This is a genomic window from Streptacidiphilus carbonis (assembly GCF_000787775.1).
GTDB lineage: Bacteria > Actinomycetota > Actinomycetes > Streptomycetales > Streptomycetaceae > Streptacidiphilus > Streptacidiphilus carbonis.
This window is the reverse complement of record NZ_BBPM01000066.1, coordinates 12,576-38,843: the sequence shown is the minus strand read 5'-3', so window position 1 is coordinate 38,843 and position 26,268 is coordinate 12,576. Positions and strand designations below refer to the sequence as shown.

Sequence of the window (26,268 nt, the reverse complement as noted above, 5' to 3'; positions counted from 1 at the left end):
AGCCCTGCTGGCCACCGCCGGAGGCCAGGCACAACACGTCCTTGCCGGTCAGGTCCGTCGGCAGCCAGGAGCGGTCGACTGGCTCACGCCCGATGAGAACAATCGACCAGTCGCCCATGCGGGCCCGCTCGACATCCTCAGCACTCACCGGCCTCGACCATTCGTTGCCCTCTTGGACATACCTGTCCCAGGCTGCCCGATTGTGGGCAACCGGGTCGACAACATCGTCCTGCACCTTGGACTCCCTGCTACAGCCAAGCGGACACCTGCGGTACTGACAGTTCGGTGCCGCTAGCCAACACGATTGCAGGGTGCGGGCTCAACGAAATTAGCGGGCATCGAGGTGTCCACGGGCTCGACGGGTGCCACCTGGCGCGGCCTCGCCATCGGCGCCCTCCGGCTCGCCGGCGCCACCAGTATCGCCGCCGGCCTGCGACACAGCGCCCGAGGCCTCCACCGACCCACGCCCTCCTCGGGATCGGATGATCGGGAAACGGGCGAAGCGTTACTTTGCCGAGGACCTGTCCCCAGGGCCGAGTTGTCCTCACCCTCCGCACTGTCAGCAGCAACGGCGACTTCCCCGACTGGTGGATCTTCCATGAGCGGCAAGAGCACTAACGACTCCGTCCCCTAACCAGCCAGCACGTCCGCCCACTTCATGCCTGACTCGCGATCGCACCCTACGAGCTGGCGGAATCAATATGGGCCTGGCGCATATCGATCATCGTCCGCACGGGGAGCGGCAGCCAATCCTCTGCGGGGGAGTGATTCGAGGTGAGCAGGCCGAGCACGTCGGCGGGACTCGGGCGCTTGGCTGGATCGTGGTCCAGGCATCGGGTGATCACGCTGACGAGCCAGGAGGGCAGTAGCCCGAGAGCCACGGCAAGCGGTTCGCCGTCGGGAAAGGGAGCGGCTCCTGCGGCGTGGCACAGCACCATGCCGAAGGCGTACAGGTCAGCGGCAGCTGTCACAGTTGCGCCGGTGAGCTGCTCTGGAGCGAGGAATCCCGGAGTGCCGATGACGTGATTGGTGCGGGTGAGGGCCGTGCCGTCAAATGCACGGGCGATGCCGAAGTCGATGACGCGTGGCCCGGCGCTCGTGACGATGATGTTGCCGGGCTTCAGGTCGCGGTGAACGACGCCGCCGGAGTGGATCGCCTCCAGTGCCTCAGCGATGCCGAGGGCCAGGGCGTGGACGGTGCGCACCGGCAGGGCGCCCTGCTGCCGCAAGACCTCCTGCAGGGACACGCCGGGGATGTACTCGGTGGCCAGCCAAGGCGGATCACCTTGGGCATCAGCGTCGACCACCGCAGCGGTATAGAACCCGCCGACGCGGCGCGACGTCTCGATCTCTCGGTTGAACCGTCCGCGGAAGTCCGGGTCGGCGGCGAATTCGGCCCTGACGACCTTGACCGCGACCAAACGTTGTCCAGGGGAGCGGCCGAGGTACACAGTTCCCATGCCTCCTTGACCCAGACGGGCTGTCAGACGATAGCGACCGATACGCCGGGGATCGTCCTGTCCCAGTGCTTGGTGCACCTCAAGAGGGGCGATGAGGGCCGGAGGCGAGGTGTCACGCGACTTGGGACCCTCGCGTATTTGGAGTTGCCCGCGCGCCTGGCTCTGAGCGGCCTTCAGCTTGGTGCTGAGGTCCTCGTTGTTGGCGTGGAGGTCCTCGACCTCCCCAATGAGTCGCGTGAGCTCGGCTTCGACCGCGTCGAGGAAGTCATCGACCTGTTTCATGTCGTAGCCCTCGCGAAGGCGGACAGTCGTGAACTGCTTCTTGCTAACGTCTTCGGGAGTCAGCGGCATCTGTCACCTCAACGCGATCGTCGACATACCGTCAGACCGTACCGTCTGCCGTTCGCCTACGGAGGCCCTCAAAAGCGTAACGGCGCTATCCTGCCTCGGCATCGGTGGAGATGTCGCCCGGGTTGCCCAGGTGCTCGACGACGTACCCGCACACGTCACCGAGCACCCCGTCGTCCCAGTGGATCCGAAACCGCTGGATCCGGATCTGAGTGCGGCTCAGTGAGACGGCGGCTGCCACCGCTCAGGGGGGAGTCGGCACCACCACGGCGACTGGCTGCGGGCCGCCTGTTCCGAAGGAGGTGGTCAGCGGTGTCCTGGGCGGAGTCCTCGGGTGCTCCGACGGCTGTGAGGGCGGCGTTTGCCCGTGCCGGCGCTTCCGGCGGCAGTTCGTCGTCGGCGAGCAGCGGCAGCAGGAGCAGGAGTCGTGCCTCGGTGTCGTGCACGCCCGGTGCGGTCAGGTCCGGCGTATCGGCGATGTGAGAGATGTCGCGCCAGGACAGGCCGGCCAGGGCGTCCGTGTCGGCGCCGTCGTCACCGAACCACTCGGGTGCCGGCCGGATCTCACCCGAGGTGAACCGGCACATGGCCAGTAGGTGATTGGACCAGAACCCGGAACGCTCAAGCAGCCACTCGCCTGCGACCAGCGGCCCGTAGTCGTATCCCTTGATCAGCATGGACCAGAGTGTCTCAAGCCCCACCGACACATCTCCGCCGCCAGCCTGTGGGAGATAACGGGACAGCCCTTAGCCGGTATGTCCAGGTGTCGAGTACCCGACCTACCCGACCCCTGCCCCTCTGATCCCTTCGGCCTCAGCGATTCGCCGCGCCCCTGCGTTGAGAATGGTGGGGGTCTGGGCAAAGCTGTCCGTGAAGGGATTGTCGAGGGCCGACGGTAGGTTTACGGGCCAGGGCATCGGGACGAGGACGGCGACCCATGAGAGAGCAGGACGGTGGGTCGGCGGGTCACCCGCATGGGCCGTTCGGGGAGGAAGCCAGCGCCCGCGTGCGGGTGGACGGCTACGGAGCCGTGACGGAATGGAACGCCGGCGCGACCCGGCTGCTGGGCTACGCGGCCGAGGAGGTGGTGGGCCGTCCCGCCGCGGAGTTGCTGGCCGGTGCACAGGACGCCGCACCGCCCGCGGCAGGGGACGTCCGCTGGAACGGCACGGCTGTCCTGCGGCATCGGGACGGAAGGCCGGTGAAGGTGCGGCTGTTGGCCCACGCGGTGGATCCCGACAAGACACCGGACGGCGGATGGTTGCTGGTCAGCGCGCTGCCGCAGCCGGGGCCGGAGGTCGGGCAGGACGATGTGGCCAGGTGGGGCTTCACCCGGTCACCGTGCCCGGTCGCGGTGTACGACACGTCTCTGCGGTTGCTCTCCATGAACGACGCGATGGCTGAGGTCATCGGGCTGCCCCAGGAGGAGATCCAGGGCCTGAGGCTCCCGGAGATCGGGGGCAAGCCGCAGAGTGCCGAGCTGGAGACGCAGATGCTGCGCGTGCTGAGGACCGGCGAACGGCTCGATGTGGAGACCTTCCTGCGCACCGGGGGAGAGAACCGGGAACACGCCTGGATGGCGAATCTGACGCCGCTGGCCGACGACGACGGCAATGTTCACGGCGTGTGCCTCACCGCTCACGACACCACCGAGCGATATCTGGGGGCGGCGCCGGCTGCTGCTTGTCAATGAGGCCAGCGTGCGCATCGGCACGACCCTGGACCTCACTCGTACGGCCGAGGAACTGGCCGAGGTGTGCGTTCCGTACCTCGCGGACTTCGTCACCGTGGACCTGCTGGAGCACCCCGCCGGCGACGGTGAGCCGAGATCCGGGCTGCCCGGACCGTCCGCCGCAGGCGTGGTTCTCACCCGCACGGCCCACCGATCCATCACCGAAGGCTGCCCCGAGGCCGGCCTGGAGCTGGGGACCGCGGACGTCTACCCGCCCGCCTCACCGCACGCGCGATGCCTGGCCACCGGGTCCCCGGTCATCCAGGACGTCGCGGGAATGACGGTGCACGGCTGGCCGGAGGCCGGGTCGCCCAGGGCCGGGCGCATCGAGCGGTACGGGCTGCACTCCGTCATGGCAGTGCCGGTCCGGGCCAGGGGAACCACCCTCGGGGTAGCCGTCTTCTTCCGCTATCGGCAACCGGAGCCCTACGCACCGGACGACGCGCTGCTCGCCGAGGAGATCACCACCCGGGCCGGTGTCTGCATCGACAACGCGCGCCGCTTCTCGCGCGAGCGCGAGACCGCCCTGTCCTTGCAGCGGAGCCTGCTGCCGCAGTCGCTGCCCCGCCCGGCGGCCGTGGAGGTGGCGTCCCGGTACCTGCCCGCCGCTCCGCACGCCGGTGTCGGCGGCGACTGGTTCGACGTCATTCCGCTGTCCGGCGCGCGGGTCGGCCTGGTGGTCGGCGACGTGGTGGGCCACGGTATCGAGGCGTCCGCGACGATGGGACGGCTGCGCACCGCAGTACGCACCCTGGCGGACGTCGATCTGCCCCCGGACGAGTTGCTGACCCACCTGGACGACCTGGTCGTCCGGTTGTCCATGGAGAACGACGCCGACCAGCTGGCCGGTGACGTCGGGGCCACCTGCCTGTACGCGGTGTACGACCCGGTCACCCGCAGGTGTTCGATGGCCTCGGCCGGGCACCCGCCGCCGGCGCTGGCGCTGCCCGACGGCTCGGTGGAATTCGTGGAACTCCCGGTCGGACCGCCGCTGGGCGTCGGCAGTCTGCCGTTCGAGGCGGTGGAGCGGGATCTCCCGGAGGGGTCCCTGCTGGCCCTGTACACCGACGGCCTGGTCGAGGACCGCCGCCGCGACCCCGACGCCGGCAGCGCGGCCCTGGCCGAGGTGCTCCGCGGTGCCACCGGTTCGCTGGAATCCATCTGCGACTCGGTCCTGGACGCCCTGCTCCCGGGCCGGGAGACGCCTGATGACACAGCCCTGCTGCTGTCCAGGACCCGGGGCCTGGACCCCTCCCGGGTCAGCACCTGGGAAGTGGAGCCTGACCCCGCCTCGGTGTCCGTCATCCGCCGGCTGGTGGCCGAGCGGCTCGTCGAGTGGGGGCTGGACGAATCAGTCTTCACCACTGAACTGGTGGTGAGCGAATTGGTCACCAACGCCATCCGGCACGCCACCCCGCCGATCCGGCTGCGGCTGATCCACGACGCCTCGCTGATCTGCGAGGTGTCCGACGCCAGCAACACCTCGCCGCATCTGCGCCGGGCCCGCACCTTCGACGAAGGCGGCCGCGGGCTGCTGCTCGTCGCCCAGCTCACCCAGCGCTGGGGCAGCCGCCAGCACCACACCGGCAAGACGATCTGGGCCGAGCAGACCCTGCCGGGGGCGTGACCGCACTCCAGGACTCCCATTCGGTCGGGGCCCGGGGCGGCGCAGGGCCGCGCGCGCGTCGTCACGGGTGGCGAAGCCGCCCCTGCGCGCCGTGGAGTTCTGGGAGTTCCAGGGCGACGAGAATGCCGAGGACGCATTCCGGCCGTCGTGACCAGCCACCCGGAAACCGGGCCGAGGCCGTCGTCGACCGAGGTCAGGAAGTGACGACGTTGAATGCCGGGTAGATCTTGGGCTGAACGTCCGGCGCGCCGACCTCCTTGAGCATCGGCATGAGCATTTCGCCGAACTTGCGGAACGCGTCTTCGGACTCCCATACGTCGACGACGAGCCAGCCGTTCGGCGTGGGGGCGGCCGCGTGTGAGATGAGGCCCGGGACAGGCCAGTCGGACGCCTTCTTGACGCCCCCGTGCCCGCCGGTGATCTGGTTGGTGCCCTGTTCATACATGGCCTGGGTCATGCCAGGCGCATCGAAGACGGCGATGATCGCCACAGTGCTCTCCCGTGTCGGGGTGGGAATGGGACGAGCCCCAGTCGAGCATGCGGCCGCTCCTGTCGCACGCCGGCCTACGACCATCGAGTGATCCCACCCCACGTCCTTGTGCATCCAGGCGTGGACTGCGTTCACCCGCGGCAGCGCAGGCGGTCCAGCCGACGGACACCCAGCTACGACGGGGTGATGCACATGCTCGCCGCCCTCGACCTGGACACCGGGAAGGTGTACTAACGTTCGGACGTCCTAGCGCGACTTGTCACCGGTGCGGAGGAACAGTGTTGCAAGGTATGACCGCGGTCGTCACGGGTGGGTCCCGGGGTATCGGCCGGGCGATCGTCGAACGGCTGTGCCGTGAGGGGGTGGACGTGGTCTTCAACTACGCCACCAGTGAGGCGGCCGCAGCCGAGGTCGTCGGCGTCGTGCAGGCGGCCGGCGGCAGGGCCCGGGCAATGCGCCTGGACCTCAAGGAGCCGGACGGGCCGGAACAGTTGATGGAAGCCGCCGAGGCACATCTCGGCGGCCTGGACATCCTGGTCAACAACGCTGCCATGTCCTTCACCCCGACGCCGCTGGCCCAGACCGACGCGGAGTTGTTCGACAGCGTGATGGCGGTCAACGCCAGGTCGGTCTTCCTGACGATGCGCTACGCGGCCAGGCACATGCGCGACGGCGGCCGCATCGTGAACATCTCCACACTGAACACCGTGCGGCCGGCCCCGGGCATCGCACCGTACGCTGCCAGCAAGGGTGCGGTCGAGCAGTTGACCGCGGTCGTCGCCAGGGAGCTCGGGCCTCGCGGGATCACCGTCAACACCGTGTCCCCCGGCGCGACCGATACCGAGCTGCTGCGTGGGACCAATCCCGAACAGGCGCTCCAGGCGGTCATCGGCCTGACGCCCCTCGGCCGGCTCGGGCAGCCGTCCGACGTGGCCGATGTCGTCGCGTTCCTCACGGGCCCGGACGGCCGGTGGATCACCGGCCAGAACCTGCGGGCGTCCGGCGGGCTGGCCTGACTCCCTGTGACGGGCCGGCCCCGTACGGTCGCACCGTGCGTGGTCAGGCGCGGGATCTCCGCTCCCGGCTGCGGACTCGGCGAGCAGAGCCCATCGACCCCGCCGTTCGTGGGGGTGGCACTGGTTTCACCGTGGATCCGGGTACAGGCCTCATGGCAGGCCCCCGTCGGGCTGTCCTAGGGTCGAGCCATGACGATTCCAGCCGTGCTGAGGCGCTCGGCGCTTCGGGTGCGGCGGGACGCCGGCTTCCTGGCCGCCGGTGTCCCGCTGCACCTGGCTCTGGTGCCCGTGTGGTCCTGGGGTGTGCTGACCCTCGCCGAGACGGGGAACTGGGCTCTGGTGCTCCCCGTGTCGGCCGCCCTGCTCCTGGTCGGTGTCCCGGTGCTGACGGCCGTTCAGCGGTTCCGCCACCGGGCGCTGCTCGGCGTGGACATCCCTCGGCCGGCGCCCGTGCAGCAGCGGTGGTCGTGGGCGTCGGCCGCCCGCCGGCTCTCGGTGACGCGTCCCTGGCGCCGGCTCGGATACCACCTGCTGCTGGGCCCGTTGCTGGCCGGGCTGGAGCTGTCGGTGCTGGTGGTGGCCATCGCGGGCCTGGCGGGCGCGACCGCCGGCGGTTGGGTGTGGGCGCTGCCGGTGGGGGTCCGCCAGGACTGGTTCGGCTACGCGACGCAGCTGCCGTGCTACACGCTGGGCGGTCTGGCCCTGCTGTGCGTCGTGCCCTGGGCGGCCGGGGCGGTGGCCCGGTTGGAGTCGCGTCCCGCGTTGGTGCTGCTCGGGCCCAGCCGGGCGCAGCGGCTCCAGGAGCGGGTCGACTACCTGGCCGGGAGCCGAACCGACCTGATCGAGGCGGTCGATGCCGAGCGCCGCCGCATCGAGCGTGACCTGCACGACGGCACCCAGCAGCGGCTGGTCTCCCTCGCGGTCAACCTGAGCCTGGCGATGGCCACCCGCCCCGACCTGTCGGGCGGGGCTCGCGAGGTGCTCGCGGAGGCTCATCTCGAGGCGAAGGAGGCGATCGCCGAACTCAACGACCTGGTGCGCGGGTTGCACCCGCCGGTCCTCGAAGACCGAGGGTTGGACGCGGCGTTGTCCGGGCTGGCCGCGCGGGTGCCGTTGCCGGTCCGCCTACGGGTGGATCTCGACGAGCGGGTCGCGCCGGCCGTGGAGTCGGTCGCCTACTTCGTGATCTCCGAGGCGCTGACCAACGTGACCAAGCATGCCCGTGCGACGCGGGTCGTGGTGACCGTCCGACGGGTCGGGAAGGTGTTGCGGGTGCACGTCACCGACGACGGGCTGGGCGGTGCCGACGCCTGCGCCGGGACGGGGCTGAGCGGGCTGGCAAAGCGGGTCGGCTCGGTCGACGGCACCTTCCGCGTCAGCAGCCCCGCCGGGGGACCGACGACCGTGACGGCGGAGCTGCCGTGCGGGCTGTGATCGCCGAGGACTCGGTGCTGTTGCGGGTCGGCCTGGTCAAGGTGCTGGAGATGGGGGGTTTCCAGGTCGCCGCGGAAGTCGGTGATGCGGAGGCGCTGTTGGCGGCGGTGGAGGAGCACCGGCCCGAACTCGCCCTGGTCGACGTCCGGATGCCGCCCGGCTTCGGCGACGAAGGGGTGCGCGCGGCGACGGAGATCCGCCGGCGCTGGCCGCGGACGGCCGTGGTGCTGCTCTCGCAGTACGTGGAGGAGCGGTACGCGGCCGAGCTGCTGGCGGCGAACTCCAGCGGTGTGGGCTACCTGCTCAAGCAGCGCGTCGCCGATGTCGGGGAGTTCGTGGCCGCGGTCCGGCGGGTGGTGGGCGGTGGCACGGCGTTGGATCCGCAGGTCGTCGCCCAGCTGCTGCTGCGGCGGGACAGCGACCCGCTGGACCGGCTGACTCCTCGGGAACGGGACGTCCTGGGCTTGATGGCCGAGGGGCGCTCCAACGCCGGCATCGCCGAGGCGCTGTCGGTCAGCGATAGCGCGGTGGCCAAGCACATCAACAGCATCCTGGCCAAGCTCGACCTGCCGGTGGCCGACGCCGACCACCGCCGGGTGCTCGCCGTGCTGCGCTTCCTCGGAGCCCCCCGGGCCTGACCGGCCGCTGCCGCCGGTCCTCTCATTCAGCAATACAACTGATCAATCCGTTCTCTTTCTTCTGTTGGACGTATCGCTGGGGCCCGGACAATCATGCTCGGGTGGCGGTTGACCGGGCGGGGCGCCCTGTCTGTCGTGCCTGGATCGAATGCGTGTCCCACCAAGGAGGATTCAGATGGAGTACCGTCCGCTCGGAAACAGCGGCTGCAGTGTCTCGGCTCTGGCGCTCGGCACGATGACCTTCGGCGCCGAATCGGACGAGGAGAGCGCCCACGCGCAGCTCGACCGGTTCGTCGAGGCCGGCGGGACACTCGTCGACACTGCGGACGTCTATGTCGCAGGGGTCTCCGAGGAGATCGTCGGCCGCTGGCTCGCCGCCCGTCCGGCGGAGGTGCGCGACCGCGTGGTGCTGGCGTCCAAGGGCCGCTTTCCGACCGGTGGTTCGCCCAACGACGTGGGCCTGTCCCGTCGCCACCTCGACCGTGCGCTCAACGCCTCGCTGCGACGGCTCGGCGTCGACTGCATCGACCTCTACCAGGTCCACTCCTGGGACCCGTTCACGCCGATCGAGGAGACCCTGCGGTTCCTGGACGACGCCGTGCGCCAGGGCCGGATCCACTACGTGGGCCTGTCGAACTTCACCGGGTGGCAGGTGCAGAAGACCGTCGACACCGCGGAGTTCCGCGGACTGAGCCGACCGGTCACGCTGCAGCCGCAGTACAGCCTGCTGGCTCGGGAGATCGAGTGGGAGATCGTGCCCGCCTGCCAGTCCGAGGGCCTGGGGCTGCTGCCCTGGAGCCCGCTCGGCGGCGGCTGGTTGACGGGCAAGTACCTGCGGGACGCCCGGCCGACCGGGGCCACCCGACTGGGCGAGAACCCGGAACGCGGCGTCGAGGCGTACGAGCGGCGCAACGGCCTGGCGCGGACCTGGGCGGTGGTCGACGAGGTGCGCGCAGTCGCCGACGAACTCGGGGCGTCGATGGCACAGGTCGCCCTGGCCTGGCTGATGGACCGCCAGGCGGTGTCCTCGGTCGTCCTCGGCGCTCGCACGGTCGACCACCTCGCCGACAACCTCGGCGCTGCGGACCTGCGCCTGACGTCGGAGCAGACCACCCGGCTGGGCAAGGCCAGCGACCCCGGCGCCGCGGACTACCCGTACGGGGGCCCCGGCATCGAACAGCGCAGCCGCAACATCGGCGGCGGACGCTGAACGCAGGCCGGTCGGCCGTCATGCGGGCTTGACGCCGAGCGGACGCAGGACGGGGGACGGGAGGCCTGCCCAAGCAGGCATGCTGGGCGGGCCTCCCCGTTCACGCTCACGGTCGTGACCGGGCTTCGGCCTGATGACGGCGTGCTTCAGTGCACTGTCCCCGAGACAGGGGTTCCAGTGGCGGGGTCGGCTTCAGGCCTTCTCTGCGTAGTGGACCGCGCCCTGCCAGTCCACGGCCACCACCGGCTCGTCGCCGACCACCCACGCGTCGTGGCCGGATGGCAACACGGTGATGTCGCCGGCCTTCGCGTCGAACTCTGTCCCGTCGGCCATGCGGATCCGGATCGTCCCGGACACGTGGTACTGGAAGTGCGGCGCCTCGCACCACTCCGTGCCGGCCAGCGGCTTCACATCCTTCGACCAGCGCCAGCCCGGCTCCAACACCAGGCGGCCGACCGCCCCGCCGCCCACATTGATGATCTCGGCGCGGCCGTGGGGGAAGGTGCGGACCTCGTCCGGGCGCGAGAAGTCCAGGCGTTCGGCCCGCGCGGCCGCGGCCGCCCCCTGCGCTCGCGTACCCTCGGCCTCCTCGTCCCAGGCCTGCAGGCTGGTCTGGCTCATGATCCGGCCGTCCCGCAGGTCGAGCATCGAGGTGGACAGGACTTTCGTCCCGTCCGGGTACCGGCACTGCTCCAGGTAGGCCGCGTGGCTGCCGTCGGCGGAGACGACCACCTCGCCGAGCTGGTGCTCCATGTCGCGGCCGCACGCGTCGTCGAGGAACTCCCCGATCGCGGCGGTGCCGGTGAGTTCGTGCGGGTGACTGGGCTGGTCGCGACGGTCCACGACGGTCATCCGTGCGTCCTCTGCGTACAGGCCCCGCAAGGCCGAGGCGTCACGGCCCTCAATGCCGCGGCGCAGCGTCTCAACGTCGAACCTGGGTCCGCTCTGCGTCGTACTCATGTGGATGCCACCTCCGATTTCGGTGGGCAGGCCGCCGGACTGGCCGGGGCGGCTTTCGGATGTCCCCGGCTGCCGGCGCCTTCGGGATGCGCCTGCCACAGCGCTGGCTCGGCAGGTGCTGGGAGAGCCGGGCGGGGGCCCCTTGTGGCCAAGCCCTCGTGCGTCGGCTCGTACGTGTGCGGCGTCAGTCGCGTTGGTCGACGAGCAGCACTTCGAACTCCTCCAGGGCGATCACGTTCATCGGCACGTCCGAGGTCGCCCTTGCCCTCGACGCGGCCTGTGCGCCTCGGGACGCGACCAGGGCGTCGCGGGTGGTCCACAGGGTGCCGACGGAGCCCATGCCACTGCGCCGGTCCGCGAGGAGCGCTGCCCCCGCGAAGCCCGGCGTCGCCTCGAACCCCGGCAGGGCCGTGTCCCGGAACAGCTCGGCCATCTGGTCCAGCCTGTCCGGGGGGATCTGGAAGCGCCCGAGGCGGAAGCCCGCATCCACTCCGACCTGCAGGTTCGGTGTGTACACCAGCGCCTCCAACGTCATCACCGACAGCGACGACGCGAAAGGCGCCAGCAGTTCCGCACGCCGCTGCTGCACCTGTTCATTGCTGGACTGCGCCGCCTCGACGCTGTCCCACCAGCTCCCCATGGCGATCTTGCCGAGCTCGCGATCAGCGAACAGCCCGTAGCCCCGGTAGCCCGGCTGGTCGGAAAGCAGCTTCACGGCCTCCACCAGCAACCCGTCCAGCGCGTGGTCGATCTTTCCCGGATCGCCCGTCACGTAAGCCGTGCGCACATACATGACCGGCCTCCAATCCTGTGTTGGCACCCGCTGCATACCACGCTCCTCCTGGCGGAGAGCGGTCGCAACCAGGCCCTGCCCGCCTCGGGGCCGGTGCCGCGACGGTCTGTCCGACCCTGCCCGCCGTCATCGGCGACGTCGCCCCCCGCCTGGCGCGCCGCGCGCGATCGGCGTCTGACGCCTGTGGCGCGACGGCGGGTCCGCCGCTACTTCTGCGACCGCGAGCGCTGCGGCCGACTGACCTTCGTCGAGCAGGTCAGGGCCTGAGCTCAGCCTGTTCCGGCAGGGCACCCTGCTCATCACTGCGGCGTGGTACAGCGGGCCCGACTCGGAGAGTGGAACAGAGCATGGCGCAGCTGTTCGGCCAGCAGTGGGAACTCGGTCGCGAGCTGGTCGCGCCGGCCTCGCTCAGAGGGCGGTGGTGACGTCCCGTCCTGTGGACTGATTGTCTGTGAGCGCTCCTGCGGCACCGGAACCTCAACCAGCTCCGACAAGGAACCGACCTCTCATGACCACACCGGCCTCAGTGATCATCTCGACCGAGTCGCCGTTCGCGCGCGACGTCTTCACGAAACGCCACCCCGCTCTCATCGACCGGGTCATGGCGGCCTTCCCATTCGGGCGGGAGCAGCGCCAGGCGCTGGCGCTGCTGGCGGAGGAGAACGTCAGCGGTGTGATCGAGCCGCTGCCCGGAACCGCCGTCGACGCCGAGCAGTGGACTGCCTGGGGCGCCGGATTCTACGGGCAGCCGTGGGCGGCGGTGCCGTTCCTGTGGGCCGAGTCCTACTTCTACCGGCGTCTGCTGGAGGCCACTGGCTTCTTTTCGGAGGGTCCGTGGCGCGGGGTCGACCCTTTCGCGCCGTTCAAGCACGCCGAGCTTGCGGGCGAGCAGGTCGCGGAGGAGCTCCGCGCCCTGGATGGATGGTCCGGCCTGCCCGAGGAGCAGCGGGCCGGGCTGCTGCTGCAGTCCAGCCTGTGGGGCAACCGCGCGGATCTGGCGCTGGAGATCACCGAAGGAAGCAGTAGAGAGAGCTCGGGCCTGGTCGCCGACGACAGCGTCGAGCTGTGGCGGCTGTTGGAGGAAGGCCGCGGCGGCACCGTGGTACTGGTCGCGGACAATGCTGGCCGCGAATTGCTCCCTGACTTGGTCCTGATTGACCATCTGCTCGCGAGCGGTCTGGCCGACACGGTGGAACTGCACGTCAAGCCGTCGCCCTACTACGTCTCGGACGCGACGCCGACCGACGTCGCCGAGTGTGTGCAGGAGCTGCTGCGCGGCCAGGGAGAAGCTCGCACCGTCGGCCTGCGCCTCCGGGAGGCCGCGGCGGCCGGGCAGCTCCGGGTCCGCACTCACGCCTTCTACTGCGCCCCGCTCGACTTCAGCGAGATGCCCGCGGATCTGGCGGAGCAGTTCGCCGCGGCCACCGTGACCATTTTGAAGGGCGACCTGAACTACCGGCGCCTGGTCGGCGACCGCTGGTGGCAGCCGACCACCACCTTCGCCGATGTGACCTCGTACGTCCCGGGGCGGGTCGCCGCGCTGCGCACCTTGAAGTCCGATGTCGTCGTGGGCCTGACGATGGAGACGGTGTGCGGTCTGGACGCGTCGGGATCGGGATGGCGGACCGACGGTACGCATGGCCTGGTGCAGGTGCGCTAAGACGATGAGTCCCGGCACCCCGACACGCTCACCACCCGGATCGTGCCGAGCATTGCCTCGGACAAGGACGGCGCTGTCGACTCCAGGGCGGCCACCTGGTCAGGGCCCGGGAGGCTCTGGTTGCGCGGCATCTCTCCTCGTGGTGGCTTGGGTGGGGGAAGAAGTTTTGATGCAGGTGTCGATTCCGCCGGTGGCCGTTCGTGTAGGGGGTGACGGGGCCGCGGAAGAGCGGTCCGCAGGAGCAGGGAGCATGCCATGCGTTCGATCAATGCCACGTTGTCCATCACCCTCGACGGCGTCGTTCAGGGCCTGGGCCGTGCGGATGAGGACACCCGCGGCGGCTTCACCCACGGCGGCTGGGGTGGGAAGTACAACGACGAGGTGATGGGCCGCGAGATGGGCAAGGGCATGGCCAAGCCCGGGGACATGCTGTTCGGGCGGCGGACCTGGCAGGACTTCATCACCGCCTGGGCAGGTGCGACCGACGGGAACCCGTTCACCACGCACATGAACGCGGCCAAGAAGTACGTCGCGTCCAGGACGTTGGACAGCGCCGATGCCTGGCAGAACTCGACCCTGCTGTCCGGGGAGGCCGTCGAGACTGTGGCGGGGCTCAAGGCCGGACCGGGCAACGACCTTTCGATCATCGGCAGCGCGTCGCTGGTCCGCGACCTGCACGCCGCCGGCCTGGTCGACCGCTACACCCTGTTGATCCACCCGCTCACCCTGGGCACCGGCACGCGGCTGTTCGAGGGCCCCGCCCCGCTGACCGAGTTCGACCTCACCAGCAGCGTCACCACCACCAAGGGCGTGATCATCGCCCACTACACCCGCCGGTGAAGTAGGAACCATGCGCACGCACCTGCTCTCGATCCACTAGCCCGAAGGCGTGGCCGACCCCGAAGCCATGGCCCGGATCGCGGCGAGGTCCGCCCGTTCCAAGACGTCGAGCCCTATTGAGCCCGGCTCCGCAGGTGATCGCGGCCGTGTTCCCCGCCGAGTACGGCAGAGCCGTTGCCATACGCGTACGCGCGCTCGGGCTCGGGCTCGGGCTCGGCGACATCAGCACGGCCGAGGACGCGGTGGCCGAGGCGTCCACCACAGCCCTGCGACGCCGGCCGGTCGACGGCACACCGCCCAGCCCGGCCGGCTGGATCATCACCAACGTCCGCAACCGGGCCATCGACCAGCTACGCGGCGAATCGGCCCGTGCGCACAAGCACGCCGAGGCGGCACGCCTGCACGCCCCGGCTGAACCCGCTGAGCCCGGCGGCGGGCAGGACCAGGGCGCTGGGGGCGTCGGGGACGCGGGCGAGCAGGTCGGCGAGTTGCCGGGCGTCGTCGGGGTCGGCCCGGTCGGCGACGACCAGCATCCAGGGCAGCGGAACCTATTCGTCCTGGTGGGCGGTCACCTGCTGGGCAGTCACCTAGTGGGCGGTCAGTGGGAGCTCGGCGAGGTCCTTGACGGCCTCGCTCGGGTGGCGCAGGTGTGCCCGCAGTACCGATCCGGACCTTCCCGCGAACGCCCGCACCGGCCGGCTCCAGAGTGTCCCCGCATGTCGGCATGCGCGTGGCAATGCCTCCGTAGCAGGGCCTGGGCGGCCGGGTCGGACTCTCGGTAACGCTCTGTCGTCATGGCTGACGCCTGCATGCGGCCCTCACGGTCCGTGGGGATGGGAGTTGCACGAGTGGCGAGCGAACTGAGCACGTGATCGTATGCCCACGAAACGGAGCCAAAAGGAAGGATCTGCACATATGGGTACTTCTGAGGCCTCGGAGCGATCTGGCACCTTCATGTCGCATGCGTTCGTCGAGCGGACTTCACCTGAGCGGGTGAGCACTGTTGGACGGCAACCGTGCCCGAGCACGCGACCAGGGCCCGGCCCGCGCCACGTCCTGCACCCGCCGTATCGCCGTGACCGCGACGTTGGGCTGCACAGTGCCGGCCGTCGGCTTCGCCCACGTCCTGCCGGGCCACATCGCCGCCCAGATCGCAACCAGCATCAACGGCGCCACGAAGTCAGTGCCGGGGGTCCGAGGAAGACCTGCACCACTTCCGGGCCAGTTGTGAACCAGCAGTTGGCCGGACAGGGAATCGGGCCGACGCAGCCCGGCCAAGGAACCGTGCCGGAACCCCGGTCTCCCATGTGGGCACCACCACGGCAACATCCCGGCCCAACCCCCCAACTCCGGCTCCGGACCGCTCACTTCAGGCGCCTCCTCATAGACCCGGTGCCCAATGCACGCGGGCCCCGCCGACTGCGGAAAGGCAGGACACGGTGACACCGTCGTCGAAACCCGAAACGGACCGGCCCGCAGCAGAAGCGGGCCCCGATCCCGATCCCCGGGCCGGATCACCGATACGCGTGCGGATCCGGGGACGACGGCTGCGGCACCTGCTGACGCTGCGCTCGACCCGGGCTGTGCTTGCCCTGGCAGTGGTCCTGTTCGGGTGGTTCGCCTGGTCGATGGGAGAGGCACTGACCGCCCCCGGTGACGACTCCACAGCGGCACGGGTGGCGGAGTGGGGCCGCGACCACCACCTCGGCGCCCTGGTCACCTTCCTGGAGACCGCGCAGTACAAGGCCAATCCCCCCAAGATCGGTGGCACACCGACGATCCCGCTGAGTCCCCCCGGCTCCTCGGCCGCCGCCAGCACTCCAGCGGCCGGTTCCGCCTCACCGGCGGGGCCGCAGCTGCCGCCGCGGCTCGTCTCACCGGCCGGGGTCCCGCTGCCCGGCGAAGGCACCTGGCGGATCCTGGCCACGGTGCACGGACGCCCCGCTCTGCTCGGCGCCTACCTACGTCCGGACGCCGCCCACACCTCCTACGTCGCCGCAGTCGCCTCCATGGACCCGCAACTGCTGCGATTCGCCCTCCACCCCGGGCTGAACGACCCGGGGCCGGCCGACTGGGGCGTGCCCGCGACCATCGCCCCAGGTGCCCGCACCGGCCTGGTGGCCACCTTCAACGGCGGCTTCAAGGTCAAGGAATCCGGCGGCGGCTTCTACCTCAACGGCGTCACCAAAGGAACCCTGACCAACGGCACCGCCTCCCTGGTCATCTTCAAGGACGGACACGTCGCCATCGGCCAGTGGGGCCGCGACCAGACCATGGGCCCCGCCGTCGTGGGCGTTCGGCAGAACCTGAGACTGATCGTGGACCACGCAGTCGTGCCCGCCGACGTGGACAACAACATCGAAAACGGCTGGGGCCTGACGATGGGCGGCAAGTACTTCGTGTGGCGCTCGGGGCTCGGCGTCACCGCCGACGGACGCGTGATCTTCACCTATGGTCCCGCCCTGTCCGTACGCACCATGGCCGACCTGCTGCAACGCGCCGGCTGCGTCGAGGCGATGCAACTGGACATCAACCCCGCCTGGATGTCGTTCATGTCCTACACCTCTGGAACCGGCCCCGCCGACCCCGTCCCGGCCAAACTCCTCGCAGGTCAGGAACGCCCCGCCGACCGCTATTACACGCCCACCAGCCGCGACTTCGTCGCCGTGTACGCCCGGTGACCACCACCGGAACGGGCCGCGCCCAGAGTCCGCCGCTGTCCAGGCCGCCGCGACTCCTGCGACTGCCCGGCGCCCTGCTGCGCACCGCGCGCCCGCACCAGTGGCCCAAGAACCTACTGGTACTCGCCGCCCCCCTGGCCGCGGCGACTCTTGGCCGGCACGGACACCGGACTTCCGACCTGGCTCTGGCCGTCGGCGCCTTCATCTGCGCCTCGGCCGCCGTGTACGCCGTCAACGACGTCATGGACGCCGACCGCGACCGCGAACACCCCCGCAAACGCACCCGGCCGGTGGCCAGCGGCCAACTGGGCCCAGCCCAGGCGATGACCATGGCCGCCGTGTGCGGGCTGTGCACCGCGCTGGGTGCCACGGAGATCGACAGCCTCTGGTTCACCCTGCTGATCAGCGCCTACCTGGCCACCAGCCTGCTGTACAGTCTGGGCCTGAAACACCTGCCCGTACTGGAGTTGGCAGTGGTGGCCTCCGGATTCGTACTGCGCATCCTGGGCGGCGCGGCGGCCGGACGCATCGCCCCCTCCGCCTGGTTCGTCCTGGTGTGCAGCCTGGGCGCACTCCTGGTGGCGACCGCGAAACGCGCCACCGAACTCGCCGCACTGGGCACCACCGCAGCCCGGCAACACCGTCCGAGCCTGCGCCACTACACCCCGGCCGGGCTGCGCCTGGGCAAACGGTTGACCGCACTCGCGATGCTCGCGGCCTACTACGCCTGGTGCCTGACCGAACCTGACCTCCAAGCCAGGGCCTGGCACCTGGCCACCCTGCTCCCCCTGACCGGGGCACTGCTGCGCTTCGACCGGCTCACCGCCGGGTCGGGCCTGGTGCGCGTCGAAGACCTGCTGACGAGAGACCGCGGCATGCTCTGCTGGGAGCTGCTGTGGCTCGCCCTGTTCCTGCCGGGAGTCCTGACATGACCACACGTCTCGACGGTCGTCCCGAAGAGCGGGTGCTCACCGGCTGGGGCCGCACGACGCGCTCGCGAGCACGAGTCGTGGGCTCCCTGGACGGCGAGGCCCTGGCCGAGTTGATGGCGGCCCAGCCACCGCGCGGAATCCTGGCACGGGGAGCCGGACGCAGCTACGGCGACGCGGCCCAGAACGCGGGCGGCATCGTCGTGGCACCGGATGCCGCACCGCGCATCGAACCGGACCTCAGGGCCGGCACCGTACGTGCGTCGGCCGGCAGCACCTTCGCGGACCTCCTCAGCGCCCTGGTCCCGCACGGGCTGCTGCTGCCTGTGCTGCCCGGCACCCGGCACCTGACGCTGGGCGGCGCGATCGCGGCCGACGTGCACGGCAAGAACCACCACGTCGACGGAAGCATCTCCTCATGGCTGGAGTCGATCGAACTCATCGACGGACAAGGCAGAGCACGGATCCTCAGCCCGCTCCTGGACGGCCCCGCATTTCGCGCCACAGTCGGCGGCATGGGCCTGACCGGCATCATCCGAGCCGCCACCGTGCGCCTGATGCCCATCAGCAGCAGCCGCCTACAGGTCAGCACCCACCGGGTGGACCACCTCGACGACCTGATGGCCGGCCTCCACCAGGCCACCCAACGCTATGCGGTGGCCTGGATCGATGCCACCGCGCAAGGACGTGCCCTCGGGCGCGGAGTCCTCGACCTCGGCGACCACCTGGACGCCCCCGACCCGCTCCACGAACCCGACGGCCTGCACTACCGGCCGACGCAGCCACCTGCAGCACCGCCGCTGCCCTTCAACCCGGCCACCGCACTCACCGCCCGTGCCTTCAACACACTGTGGTACCGCAAGGCCCCCAGGCACACCCACCGGACCGCTTCCCTCAACGACTTCTTCCACCGGCTCGACGCCGTCGCCCACTGGAACCGGGCGCTGGGCCCCCGCGGCTTCCTCCAGTACCAGTTCGCCGTCCCCGAGGACTCGGCGCACCTCATCGCCCACGTCCTGCAGACCTTCCAGAACCATCGCACGGCCGCCTTCCTGGCCACCGTCAAACGCTTCGGGCCGGCCAACGGCAACCCGCTGTCGTTCCCGCTGCGAGGATGGTGCCTGGCCGTGGACATGCCCGCCGCAGCACCTGGTCTGGGGCCTCTGCTCGACCAGCTGGACCGAAAGATCGCGGAGGCCGGGGGACAGGTCTACCTGGCCAAGGACGCGCGCCTGAGCGCCAGTCGCTTCACCGACATGTACGGTGACCTGAAAGACTGGCGTACCGTCAGAGACGAACTGGACCCCCGCCACCTGATGCGCTCCGACCTGGGCCGACGACTGGGGCTGTGCCGATGAACGACGCACAGGGCCGCCCCTCCCGTATCCTTCTCCTCGGCGGCGCCAGCGAAATCGGGCTCGCGATCGTGGCCGCCCTGCCCCTGGCCCCGGACACCCACCTGATCCTCGCCGGCCGCAACCTGGCACAGATGGAGGAACGCGCCGCAACGCTGCCCTGCACCGTCACCACCACCGCCTACGACGCCACCGCACTCGAGACCCACCGCGACTTCGCCGACACGGTCTTCGCCGACGCCGACATCGACCTGGTCATTTCCGCCGCCGGCATCCTGATCCCGCAAAGCGAGCTCGACCGCGACCCGCAACGCGCCGGAGAACTCGTCCAGACCAACTTCACCGGCCACGTCACCACCCTCCTCGCCGTCACCCGTCACCTGCGCAACCAAGGCCACGGCACCCTCGTCGTACTGTCCTCGATCGCCGCTGTACGCCCACGCCGAGCCAACTTCGTCTACGGAGCCAGCAAAGCCGGCCTCGACGCCTTCGCCCAAGGACTCGCCGACTCCCTCCACGGCAGCGGTGTGCGCCTCCTGCTGGTGCGCCCAGGGTTCGTCACCGGCCGCATGACCCAGGGCATGCCCCCGACCCCCCTCTCCACCACTCCCGACCGGGTCGCAGCTGCCGTCGCCACCGCCCTGACTACTACTACCGCCACCGCCGTGTGGGTACCGCGAGCACTGGCCCCCATCGCCCTGCTCATGCGCCTGACCCCACGGGTACTCTGGCGGAGAGTCAAACGCTGACCGGGCCCCAGCACGCACAGCAGAAGACCAAGGGGCCCGCCCGCCGCCGGCCTTCCTCCTGCACGGTTCGGGCCTGAGGGGAGCGGCTCCCTCGTCGGTCGGGCAGCTTGCCGGTCCAGCGTTCTCCGGGGGCAGCCAAGGCTGCCCCCAGTCCCGTGAGCACGGGTCAGGGTTCAGCAGTACCCGGTGCTCGGGGTGCCCCAGTCGGAGCCGGTTCCGTAGTACCAGTACGTGCCGGCTGCGTAGCCGGGATTGCAGCCGTACAGCGACGCTTGGGCCTGCCACGCATCCGGAGTCGCGTGGTGGATCTCTACGGCGTCGGAGTACACGTCCTTGCGGTTCGTCAGCCCCTCTTCCGCTCCTTGATCGCTGGAGTTGGTCGCGTAGATCCGGACTTCAACCGCGCTGTTCGAATACTCATACTGGAACCAGCTGGACCACTGGAAGTGCGCACGGGCATTGACGACACCACCGCCACAGTTCTGGTACTCCTGCTCGACCTGACCGGCGTAGGCATACTGGCTGATGGTGTTGTCGTAGTGGTACAGGTTGGCAGGCGAGCCGACGTTGTTCCACGCGGCCCCGCAGTCGCCGTCCGCGTGGGCGGTGCCGGCGGTGCCGACCAGCCCTGCGGCGACCAGGGTAAGGCCTGCTGCCATGGTGACTGTGAGGCGCTTGAATCGAGTCATTGTGTCCCCCTGCACGTGGTGAAGTGCCGTCAGATCGCGACCCTAAGGCAACGCACAGGAAGCGGGACAGCGCGGAATGCGCCATACCGCGACGCCGCAGCCGCGTAGCTGATCCGGGCAGGTGAGACGGCGGAGCCTGTCCACGCGCGACCGCCGGGTCCTGGCCTGGATGGAGCAAGAACCAGTCGGTGCCGATGCAGCCGCTGACCGCAGCGGTGGTGGACAGACCAGGCACCGCGCCTCCGCTCACCGAGCGCCGCGCCACGTCGTCGCGGGCGGGAGGCGATAGGGCGGTGACAACATCTAAAGAGTGCGGGCTGCCCACATGCCGGCGGCCGCGACTACAGCGGCCGACGTCCGTAGTAGGTGGCCAGGACGTCTCGGTATGCGGTGTCCGGGCCGCCCATGACATCCTCGGTGCGCCGGTATTCGGGAGCGCCCTTGATCTGGTCCTTGCTGCGGCCCACGTGGATGGTTTCGTGCTCCTGATCGATGCCGGTGATCAGGCCGGCGGGCAGCAGCACGTGTTTGCCGATCAGCCAGGGCTTGCAGTTGACCACGACGCAGGCGGAACCGACATCGTAGGTTGCCTCGTCGACTTTGCCGATGGATCCGTCGGTGGCCTCCACCTGGTAGCCGGTCAGGTCCGTTCCGACGGTGTAGTGGGCGGGGTCGAAGCCCCAGATGTCCTCAGCCACGGTGCTTTTCCTTGTCGCGTTTCGAGGGTCGGGCGCGCTCCCGACCCGGTGGGCGGGTTCAGGTGTGGAGGTAGCCGTTGGTGCCGTCGTGGCCGTCCGCGTCCGGGTCATCGAACCAGTGGTCGCCCTGCGCGAGGTAGCGGAAGCAGATCCTGGTCTCGGCGGGCATGGTCACCGAGACCGCGCGCATGCCGTCCTTGCGTGGGCTCAGCGGATGGGTGCCGGGCGTCCACTCGTTGAAGTCGCCCACGACACTGACCTGTCCCATCGGCTGGTCGGCGGGCAGGACGAAGGTGACCTGGGTGGCGTTCTTGCGCCGGGTGCGCTCCAGCATGGCGGACGAGACTCCTCTACAACGAAGACGGACGAACAGGTGTGCCACCTGGGTCCGGATGTCCTCTCGATCATGACCCCGGGGAGGCGGGTGCCGCGCGCCGGAGGCTGTATCCGGACCAGGACGACCACCCGTTCGGCCTTCTGGAGGCCTGAAGTGGAGCATGCTGCCATCCGGAGCGCTGGTTCAGAGACGGGCGACGGGAAACGCATGCTCGGCAGCTCTCGCCCGGGGGACAGCGGCGCAACGGCGGGAAGGGCAAGCGAGATGCGGCCGACGGAACGTCCTCGAAGAGCTCATCGCGGACTGCCAGGAGGTTTGTCCGGGCCGCATGGGGGCGGGGTGGCCTGGGAGATGTCGGCGACGACGTGGAGGTGACCGGTTGTGACGGGGAAGAGCGCGGTGGTGTCGGTCACCTCGAGTATGCGGCGCACTGCGCCGCTGGGTGCCACGAGCACCATGTGGATCCTGCGTGAGGCGGCGATCTTCCGGGTCCGCAGCAGCGCGTTCAGACCGGCCGCGCTGAAGAACTCCACCCCTGACAGGTCCGCCCGCAGCTCACCCGGTGGCCGGACGCGTTTCAGCGCCCGGCACAGGGCCTTGACCACCTGCGGCGCGGTAGCGATGTCGACTTCTCCGATGATCCCGCAGACGACGGCCCCGGGGAGGGTCCATGTGTCGGTCAGTACTCCCCAGGACGCGTCCGGCCCGGACCGGCGGATGCTGCGGGAGGTCGTGGTGGCCATGGTGTGGCCCCTTTCGGGGTGGCGCCGGATGCTACTGGCCGATAGGGCCGGTGTAGACGAGTTCGGCGCTGGAGTGCTGGGCCTGGCGCAGGTGGCCGACGGCCTGTTCGATGCCGGCGATCGCGCTGCCGAGCTCGGTGGCGATCTGGGCCTGGACCCGGGCGGGAGTGGGCGGGTCGGAGAGTACCGCGAGGTGGTCGTCAGGGATGGCGTTGAGGGCGGCGGCGACCAGGTGCAGGGTGCGGGGGAGTTGTTCGAGCATGCCGGCGAGCGCGCCGAGGGCGTGGTGCGCGTCGGTCGGGTAGGGACAGGCGCCGGGCCTTGCCGTTGCCTGGTTGAGCAGGCGCACCTGTTCGGCCGCCGTGGCGGCGAGTTCGTGGGGGGTGGGAGCGCCGGTCATGGTCATGGTGTCTCCCGAGATGCCGGGGCGGAGGTTTGCTCGTCCGCGTCAATCCAGCTGCCCTTGCTGGGCGGGCCGGGCTGGACCGGCTGGCGGTGCGCATGGGAGCCGAGCAGGGGGGCATGGTGCCGCTCGGCGCGGTGGCCGATCGGGTCGTTGACCGCTTCTCGTGGCCGCTCCGATAGGCCGGGCGGGGTGGGGACAGGGCGTCGGGCCAGGACGCGGCCGACCCAGCGGTGGCCGCAGCCGGGGCATGCCTGCGCGCCGCGCGGGGTGTAGGGGGATTCGGCGGCCCGGCCGTCGAGGCCGAAGTATTCCCACTCGTGCCCGTCCTGGTCGGTATAGCGCTGGGCGTCGTAGTCGCAGCTCCACTGGCGCCAGCAGTGACCGCACGTGAACTCCACCCGCTCCACGGCAAGCTCGGTAATCATCCTCGTTCACCTCCGTTGCCGGCTGGGCCTGCCGCGGCTCAACTCCAGGGCAGGTCGCTGATGTTGACCGGGCCCGCGACCACGGTCGCCCCTTTGGGGCGAGGGCGCCGCACCGGTCGTGTCGGCGGCGCCTGTGCCGCGGGGGATGCAGATTCGGGGTCCGGACCGCCCGGTCGGCTCGTCTGGGGGGCACTCGCGGGCGCGCTCCGCCGCAGCTGCCGGTAGGCGTCCACGACGCGGGCGAGCCGCTCGGGGGCGTCGGGACTGGGATTGGTGTCCGGGTGCCAGAACCTTGCCTGGGCGCGGTAGGCCCGCTTGGCCTGCTCCTGGTCGGCGCCCTGTTCCAGGCCGAGGACCCGGTAGGCGTCCACCCAGACCCGGGGTCGCATCGAACTCACCTCCCTACGCCTTCGTGCCGCTCGGCAAAAGCGCCCGCCGGTCGGCGGACTGCGGACCTTGCCCGAGGAGACCGCGGGTCGGGACCTCGGGAAGGCGTCGACAGACACGTACGGGTCCGCGGCGGCCTTCCGCTGAGGGGTGGTGGCCCGTCGGGCCGGGGCGGGGAGGAGTCCGGTCCGGCCAGGTCCGGGTTGGACAGGACCAGGTCCCAGAACGCGTCCACGCTGCTTCGTATGGTGGGTGCGGTGGTGTGGGTCATGGCTCTCGCCCTCACGTGGATGCCGGGCGGGCGGCAGGGAACGTGTTTCCGCCCGCTCGGCACCCTGTGGATCCAGGCTGACGGGCCACGGTGTCAGGCCTGGAGTTCCTTGCGGTCCTCGCCGCCGCTGATCTGGATCTTGCGGGGCTTGGCCGTCTCGGCGACTGGGATCTTCAGCGTCAGCACGCCGGCCTCGTAGGCGGCGCTGATGTGTTCCGCATCGAGGGTGTCGCCCAGGAACAGCTGCCGGGAGAACACCCCGAGCGGTCGCTCGGAAACCTGCACCTCGGCGTCGTCGCCGCGCTCGGCCGGGCGGCGCTCGGCCTTGACGGTCAGCACGTTCTGCTCGACGTCCAGGTCGATGGCCTCGGGGGTGATGCCGGGCAGGTCGAACTGGACGTAGAACGTGTCGCCGTCGCGCCAGGCGTCCATCGGCATCGCGGAGGGACGCGACCACGTACCGGTCGTGCCGAACATCTGCTGGGTGATCCGGTCCAGCTCGCGGAAGGGGTCAGTGCGCATCAGCATCGTCGAGCACCTCCTCGTCGAATCAGCTTTCCAACATCGATGCGCTCACACCAGCCGGTATACCACGTCATCGGATGGGCGACAACTGTAGGACGAACAGGCTGCGGGCGCGGCGGCTTTCAGGGTCCGCTCGACCGTCGGCGCGGGGGGTACGCAGGGCGGGCGGCCGAGCCCGGGCGCCAGGTTCCGGCCCCGAGCAGGGTGCCGAGGCCTGCGCGGTCGAAGAACGTCACTCGCCACTGGCCCTCACCCTCGCGCAAACCGGGCTCCGGTGTTCGGCGGTGGGAATGCGTCGCCGCCCTGCCGCCCGGGCGGCAGGGTCGTGCTCGTGCCGGTATCGGCTGTAGTATGTCACCTAGACGATGACAACGATGTGATGCGGGGTTGTGTGATGGCGGACAGGCGCATCCAGGCCCGGCCGTCGGGTCCCGAGGTGGGCCCGGCGTCGTTCGTGGCCGCCGCGGCGGCGTTGGGGATGATGGACGCGGCCGCGCGCACCGCCCGCCACGCACCCCCGGACGAGCCCGGCACAGGCGAGGGGAACGACCCCGCGCGGGCACTGGCGGTTCTGTCCCTGCTGCGGCAAGTGCGCGAGGAACTCGGCACATGGGAGACCTCGCTGATCGAGAACGCCCGCAACGCGGGCGCGACCTGGGCCGACCTGGCCGCGCCGCTCGGGGTGGCCAGCCGGCAGGCAGCCGAACGCCGCTACCTGCGGCTGCACCCCGACCACCGTTCGGCTTCCACAGGCGAGGAGCGGGTACGGGCGACCCGGGACCGGCGCGCGGCCGACCGCGCCGTGGCGGCGTGGACTCAGGACCACGGGCCGGAGCTGCGCCGACTGGCCGCGCAGGTCAGCGCGCTGCCCGACCTCGGTCCCGGCGCCGGACCCGCGAGAGAGAGCCTGTTGGACGCCCTCGGTGGAACCGACCCGGCCCAGCTCCTTCCCTCCCTGGTCGCGGCTCGGCCCTATCTGAGCGAGGGGCACAGGCCGCTGGCGGCGCGGGTCGACGCGATGACTGCCGAAACGGGGCGCCTGCGCGCGGCCAGCGACCGCCAGCGCGGCGCGACCGCGCCACCCGGTTGACCCGAAAGGGCACGGTCAGGGGGGAGGACGGGACGGATCGTTGGAGGTGAGAGTAGTGACCACCACGTATGAACTGCGCGCGGAGCACCGGCCCGCAGAGGTCGGCCGCCGCGTGCGCCGCTGGCACATCGCCCACACCCACCGCCTCAAGGGCTGGTGCGGGCGCCTGCTCGACCCCGTCTCGGACGTCCGGCCGATTACGCACGCTCCCGTGGTCGAGCAGGCGCTGCGCTGCCCGGACTGCTGGCGCCTGTTCGCCGCCGGCAGAGCCTTCCCGCCCTGGTCGGCAGGCAACCGCGCGAGCTGACGAACCGCCAAACAACTGTGCCCGCGGCGAGCCCACGGTCATCGCGCATGCCGAGGGCGCACGCGGCGTCGAAGGCGGGGCCGAGACGGCCTCGGGCCGGAATGCACCGCAAGATGACGCCAGCGCTTCGACCGCGGCGCGCGGCGGCGGCCAGCGTCGGCCCAGGTATCGCTCCCACGAGGAAATGCCGTAACCGGTACGGGCTGCCAACCGCCGCAGACCGAGCCCGCTCTCGTCCTTGACCTGGCGCAGCTGCCCCACGAACTCCACGACCGCCGGGTCAAGCCCTCCGGGCAGAGCCTTCCACCTGACCATAAAGCCCACCCCATTCCGACCGCCAATGGACAGCCCCACGGCTTCAGCCGGTGATCGTGGCCGCCCTCGCAATGTGCACGGACCAGGGCCGACCCGGGAAACGGTCCCGCAGCGCCGGGTCTTCGCAGCTCGGAACTGGTGCTGTCCCGTGAT

At 70.4% G+C, this 26,268-nt stretch carries 26 protein-coding genes and 4 pseudogenes; 14 read left to right on the top strand and 16 right to left on the bottom strand.

All coding sequences use genetic code 11. From position 1 onward, the window contains the following. From TR46_RS32515 to TR46_RS42780, 3 genes and pseudogenes are all read right to left on the bottom strand, one after another. Positions 1 to 235: pseudogene (locus TR46_RS32515) on the bottom strand (SAM-dependent methyltransferase); the annotation flags it as partial. Positions 236 to 680: 445 nt separating this feature from the next. Continuing rightward, positions 681 to 1,811 carry a protein kinase domain-containing protein gene (locus TR46_RS32510; protein WP_084719133.1) on the bottom strand — a complete coding sequence of 377 codons (1,131 nt, stop codon included), beginning with the start codon at positions 1,809 to 1,811 and terminating at the stop codon, positions 681 to 683. 85 nt (positions 1,812 to 1,896) lie between these two features. After that, positions 1,897 to 2,049: a hypothetical protein gene (locus tag TR46_RS42780; protein ID WP_161790242.1), complete on the bottom strand. Its 153-nt coding sequence runs from the start codon at positions 2,047 to 2,049 to the stop codon at positions 1,897 to 1,899. A 696-nt stretch (positions 2,050 to 2,745) separates the two neighbouring features. Here TR46_RS42780 and TR46_RS32500 point away from each other — a divergent pair. Continuing rightward, a pseudogene (locus tag TR46_RS32500) lies at positions 2,746 to 5,167 on the top strand (SpoIIE family protein phosphatase). 193 nt (positions 5,168 to 5,360) lie between these two features. Here the strand turns inward: TR46_RS32500 and TR46_RS32495 are convergent. Next, entirely contained in the window at positions 5,361 to 5,657 is a 297-nt protein-coding gene (locus TR46_RS32495; protein ID WP_042409034.1) for a hypothetical protein, read from the bottom strand. Positions 5,658 to 5,947: 290 nt separating this feature from the next. Here TR46_RS32495 and TR46_RS32490 point away from each other — a divergent pair, with 290 nt between their 5' ends. The 4 genes from TR46_RS32490 to TR46_RS32475 all read left to right on the top strand — a co-directional run bounded on the left by TR46_RS32490 (position 5,948) and on the right by TR46_RS32475 (position 9,955). After that, positions 5,948 to 6,673, top strand: a complete 726-nt coding sequence (locus tag TR46_RS32490; protein ID WP_042409031.1) for an SDR family NAD(P)-dependent oxidoreductase — start codon at positions 5,948 to 5,950, stop codon at positions 6,671 to 6,673. Between the two features lie 189 nt (positions 6,674 to 6,862). After that, on the top strand, positions 6,863 to 8,107 hold the full coding sequence (locus TR46_RS32485; protein ID WP_042409028.1) for a sensor histidine kinase: 1,245 nt from the start codon (positions 6,863 to 6,865) through the stop codon (positions 8,105 to 8,107). Further along, on the top strand, positions 8,095 to 8,745 hold the full coding sequence (locus TR46_RS32480) for a response regulator (RefSeq protein ID WP_042409026.1): 651 nt from the start codon (positions 8,095 to 8,097) through the stop codon (positions 8,743 to 8,745). The genes TR46_RS32485 and TR46_RS32480 overlap by 13 nt, the downstream gene beginning before the upstream one ends. Before the next feature lie 175 nt (positions 8,746 to 8,920). Beyond that, positions 8,921 to 9,955 carry an aldo/keto reductase gene (locus TR46_RS32475; RefSeq protein WP_042409023.1) on the top strand — a complete coding sequence of 345 codons (1,035 nt, stop codon included), beginning with the start codon at positions 8,921 to 8,923 and terminating at the stop codon, positions 9,953 to 9,955. A gap of 192 nt (positions 9,956 to 10,147) precedes the next feature. Here the strand turns inward: TR46_RS32475 and TR46_RS45430 are convergent, their stop codons facing one another. Together TR46_RS45430 and TR46_RS32465 are read right to left on the bottom strand one after the other, a co-directional pair. Beyond that, complete coding sequence (locus TR46_RS45430; RefSeq protein WP_042409020.1) at positions 10,148 to 10,915, bottom strand: nuclear transport factor 2 family protein; 768 nt, start codon at positions 10,913 to 10,915, stop codon at positions 10,148 to 10,150. 184 nt (positions 10,916 to 11,099) lie between these two features. Continuing rightward, a complete protein-coding gene (locus TR46_RS32465) occupies positions 11,100 to 11,708 on the bottom strand; it encodes an antibiotic biosynthesis monooxygenase (RefSeq protein ID WP_042409055.1) in 609 nt (202 codons plus the stop codon). A gap of 508 nt (positions 11,709 to 12,216) precedes the next feature. On the opposite strand from TR46_RS32465, the gene TR46_RS32460 reads away from it, so the two are divergent. From TR46_RS32460 to TR46_RS45620, 3 genes and pseudogenes are all read left to right on the top strand, one after another. Continuing rightward, positions 12,217 to 13,368: a damage-control phosphatase ARMT1 family protein gene (locus TR46_RS32460; protein WP_042409016.1), complete on the top strand. Its 1,152-nt coding sequence runs from the start codon at positions 12,217 to 12,219 to the stop codon at positions 13,366 to 13,368. Positions 13,369 to 13,623: 255 nt separating this feature from the next. After that, a complete protein-coding gene (locus TR46_RS32455) occupies positions 13,624 to 14,208 on the top strand; it encodes a dihydrofolate reductase family protein (protein ID WP_042409014.1) in 585 nt (194 codons plus the stop codon). A 134-nt stretch (positions 14,209 to 14,342) separates the two neighbouring features. Next, a pseudogene (locus TR46_RS45620) lies at positions 14,343 to 14,513 on the top strand (hypothetical protein); the annotation flags it as partial. 45 nt (positions 14,514 to 14,558) lie between these two features. Here the strand turns inward: TR46_RS45620 and TR46_RS44750 are convergent. Beyond that, positions 14,559 to 14,741, bottom strand: coding sequence for a hypothetical protein (locus tag TR46_RS44750; protein ID WP_236655620.1), 183 nt, complete (start codon positions 14,739 to 14,741; stop codon positions 14,559 to 14,561). Between the two features lie 993 nt (positions 14,742 to 15,734). Between TR46_RS44750 and TR46_RS32445 the strand changes: the two genes are divergently transcribed. The 4 genes from TR46_RS32445 to TR46_RS32430 are packed head-to-tail and all read left to right on the top strand — an operon-like array spanning position 15,735 to position 19,922. Then, positions 15,735 to 16,889 carry a phosphodiester glycosidase family protein gene (locus tag TR46_RS32445; RefSeq protein ID WP_042409008.1) on the top strand — a complete coding sequence of 385 codons (1,155 nt, stop codon included), beginning with the start codon at positions 15,735 to 15,737 and terminating at the stop codon, positions 16,887 to 16,889. Then, positions 16,886 to 17,821 carry a decaprenyl-phosphate phosphoribosyltransferase gene (locus TR46_RS32440; protein WP_052433291.1) on the top strand — a complete coding sequence of 312 codons (936 nt, stop codon included), beginning with the start codon at positions 16,886 to 16,888 and terminating at the stop codon, positions 17,819 to 17,821. Before TR46_RS32445 ends, TR46_RS32440 begins: the two co-directional genes overlap by 4 nt. Then, complete coding sequence (locus tag TR46_RS32435; RefSeq protein WP_042409006.1) at positions 17,818 to 19,176, top strand: FAD-binding oxidoreductase; 1,359 nt, start codon at positions 17,818 to 17,820, stop codon at positions 19,174 to 19,176. Before TR46_RS32440 ends, TR46_RS32435 begins: the two co-directional genes overlap by 4 nt. Next, positions 19,173 to 19,922, top strand: coding sequence for an SDR family NAD(P)-dependent oxidoreductase (locus tag TR46_RS32430; protein WP_042409049.1), 750 nt, complete (start codon positions 19,173 to 19,175; stop codon positions 19,920 to 19,922). Before TR46_RS32435 ends, TR46_RS32430 begins: the two co-directional genes overlap by 4 nt. A gap of 173 nt (positions 19,923 to 20,095) precedes the next feature. Here TR46_RS32430 and TR46_RS32425 read toward each other — a convergent pair whose 3' ends face one another. From TR46_RS32425 to TR46_RS32390, 8 genes are all read right to left on the bottom strand, one after another. Next, on the bottom strand, positions 20,096 to 20,581 hold the full coding sequence (locus tag TR46_RS32425) for a hypothetical protein (RefSeq protein WP_042409005.1): 486 nt from the start codon (positions 20,579 to 20,581) through the stop codon (positions 20,096 to 20,098). Between the two features lie 371 nt (positions 20,582 to 20,952). Beyond that, the gene (locus TR46_RS32420) at positions 20,953 to 21,309 is read right to left on the bottom strand and encodes a hypothetical protein (RefSeq protein ID WP_042409003.1); all 357 of its coding nucleotides are present in this window, start codon (positions 21,307 to 21,309) and stop codon (positions 20,953 to 20,955) included. A gap of 58 nt (positions 21,310 to 21,367) precedes the next feature. Then, the gene (locus TR46_RS32415) at positions 21,368 to 21,643 is read right to left on the bottom strand and encodes an isoamylase early set domain-containing protein (RefSeq protein WP_042409000.1); all 276 of its coding nucleotides are present in this window, start codon (positions 21,641 to 21,643) and stop codon (positions 21,368 to 21,370) included. A 296-nt stretch (positions 21,644 to 21,939) separates the two neighbouring features. After that, positions 21,940 to 22,389, bottom strand: a complete 450-nt coding sequence (locus TR46_RS38515) for an STAS domain-containing protein (protein WP_052433289.1) — start codon at positions 22,387 to 22,389, stop codon at positions 21,940 to 21,942. A gap of 31 nt (positions 22,390 to 22,420) precedes the next feature. After that, entirely contained in the window at positions 22,421 to 22,795 is a 375-nt protein-coding gene (locus TR46_RS32405) for a hypothetical protein (protein ID WP_042408998.1), read from the bottom strand. Continuing rightward, positions 22,792 to 23,220, bottom strand: a complete 429-nt coding sequence (locus tag TR46_RS32400) for a hypothetical protein (RefSeq protein ID WP_063770725.1) — start codon at positions 23,218 to 23,220, stop codon at positions 22,792 to 22,794. The genes TR46_RS32405 and TR46_RS32400 overlap by 4 nt, the downstream gene beginning before the upstream one ends. Before the next feature lie 38 nt (positions 23,221 to 23,258). Further along, on the bottom strand, positions 23,259 to 23,609 hold the full coding sequence (locus tag TR46_RS32395) for a J domain-containing protein (protein ID WP_042408995.1): 351 nt from the start codon (positions 23,607 to 23,609) through the stop codon (positions 23,259 to 23,261). Positions 23,610 to 23,971: 362 nt separating this feature from the next. Next, complete coding sequence (locus TR46_RS32390) at positions 23,972 to 24,406, bottom strand: Hsp20/alpha crystallin family protein (protein WP_042408992.1); 435 nt, start codon at positions 24,404 to 24,406, stop codon at positions 23,972 to 23,974. A gap of 391 nt (positions 24,407 to 24,797) precedes the next feature. Here TR46_RS32390 and TR46_RS32385 point away from each other — a divergent pair, with 391 nt between their 5' ends. Both TR46_RS32385 and TR46_RS41705 read left to right on the top strand, forming a co-directional pair. Next, positions 24,798 to 25,493, top strand: a complete 696-nt coding sequence (locus TR46_RS32385; RefSeq protein WP_042408991.1) for a hypothetical protein — start codon at positions 24,798 to 24,800, stop codon at positions 25,491 to 25,493. Between the two features lie 55 nt (positions 25,494 to 25,548). Next, the gene (locus tag TR46_RS41705) at positions 25,549 to 25,800 is read left to right on the top strand and encodes a hypothetical protein (RefSeq protein ID WP_042408989.1); all 252 of its coding nucleotides are present in this window, start codon (positions 25,549 to 25,551) and stop codon (positions 25,798 to 25,800) included. Between the two features lie 114 nt (positions 25,801 to 25,914). Here the strand turns inward: TR46_RS41705 and TR46_RS40310 are convergent. After that, positions 25,915 to 26,115: pseudogene (locus tag TR46_RS40310) on the bottom strand (helix-turn-helix domain-containing protein); the annotation flags it as partial. Positions 26,116 to 26,268: the final 153 nt, after the last annotated feature.

What these genes read in the sequence shown, in the direction of transcription:
- TR46_RS32510 (WP_084719133.1), bottom strand. Translation starts at nt 1,811, where the DNA reads ATGCCGCTGACTCCCGAAGACGTTAGCAAGAAGCAGTTCACGACTGTC.
- TR46_RS32460 (WP_042409016.1), top strand. Translation starts at nt 12,217, where the DNA reads ATGACCACACCGGCCTCAGTGATCATCTCGACCGAGTCGCCGTTCGCG.
- TR46_RS32455 (WP_042409014.1), top strand. Translation starts at nt 13,624, where the DNA reads ATGCGTTCGATCAATGCCACGTTGTCCATCACCCTCGACGGCGTCGTT.
- TR46_RS32415 (WP_042409000.1), bottom strand. Translation starts at nt 21,643, where the DNA reads ATGCTGGAGCGCACCCGGCGCAAGAACGCCACCCAGGTCACCTTCGTC.
- TR46_RS32425 (WP_042409005.1), bottom strand. Translation starts at nt 20,581, where the DNA reads ATGGCAGCAGGCCTTACCCTGGTCGCCGCAGGGCTGGTCGGCACCGCC.
- TR46_RS45430 (WP_042409020.1), bottom strand. Translation starts at nt 10,915, where the DNA reads ATGAGTACGACGCAGAGCGGACCCAGGTTCGACGTTGAGACGCTGCGC.
- TR46_RS32475 (WP_042409023.1), top strand. Translation starts at nt 8,921, where the DNA reads ATGGAGTACCGTCCGCTCGGAAACAGCGGCTGCAGTGTCTCGGCTCTG.
- TR46_RS32390 (WP_042408992.1), bottom strand. Translation starts at nt 24,406, where the DNA reads ATGCTGATGCGCACTGACCCCTTCCGCGAGCTGGACCGGATCACCCAG.
- TR46_RS32430 (WP_042409049.1), top strand. Translation starts at nt 19,173, where the DNA reads ATGAACGACGCACAGGGCCGCCCCTCCCGTATCCTTCTCCTCGGCGGC.
- TR46_RS32395 (WP_042408995.1), bottom strand. Translation starts at nt 23,609, where the DNA reads ATGCGACCCCGGGTCTGGGTGGACGCCTACCGGGTCCTCGGCCTGGAA.
- TR46_RS32385 (WP_042408991.1), top strand. Translation starts at nt 24,798, where the DNA reads ATGGCGGACAGGCGCATCCAGGCCCGGCCGTCGGGTCCCGAGGTGGGC.
- TR46_RS32435 (WP_042409006.1), top strand. Translation starts at nt 17,818, where the DNA reads ATGACCACACGTCTCGACGGTCGTCCCGAAGAGCGGGTGCTCACCGGC.
- TR46_RS32465 (WP_042409055.1), bottom strand. Translation starts at nt 11,708, where the DNA reads ATGTATGTGCGCACGGCTTACGTGACGGGCGATCCGGGAAAGATCGAC.
- TR46_RS38515 (WP_052433289.1), bottom strand. Translation starts at nt 22,389, where the DNA reads ATGGCCACCACGACCTCCCGCAGCATCCGCCGGTCCGGGCCGGACGCG.
- TR46_RS44750 (WP_236655620.1), bottom strand. Translation starts at nt 14,741, where the DNA reads ATGCTGGTCGTCGCCGACCGGGCCGACCCCGACGACGCCCGGCAACTC.
- TR46_RS32400 (WP_063770725.1), bottom strand. Translation starts at nt 23,220, where the DNA reads ATGATTACCGAGCTTGCCGTGGAGCGGGTGGAGTTCACGTGCGGTCAC.
- TR46_RS32405 (WP_042408998.1), bottom strand. Translation starts at nt 22,795, where the DNA reads ATGACCATGACCGGCGCTCCCACCCCCCACGAACTCGCCGCCACGGCG.
- TR46_RS32485 (WP_042409028.1), top strand. Translation starts at nt 6,863, where the DNA reads ATGACGATTCCAGCCGTGCTGAGGCGCTCGGCGCTTCGGGTGCGGCGG.
- TR46_RS32490 (WP_042409031.1), top strand. Translation starts at nt 5,948, where the DNA reads ATGACCGCGGTCGTCACGGGTGGGTCCCGGGGTATCGGCCGGGCGATC.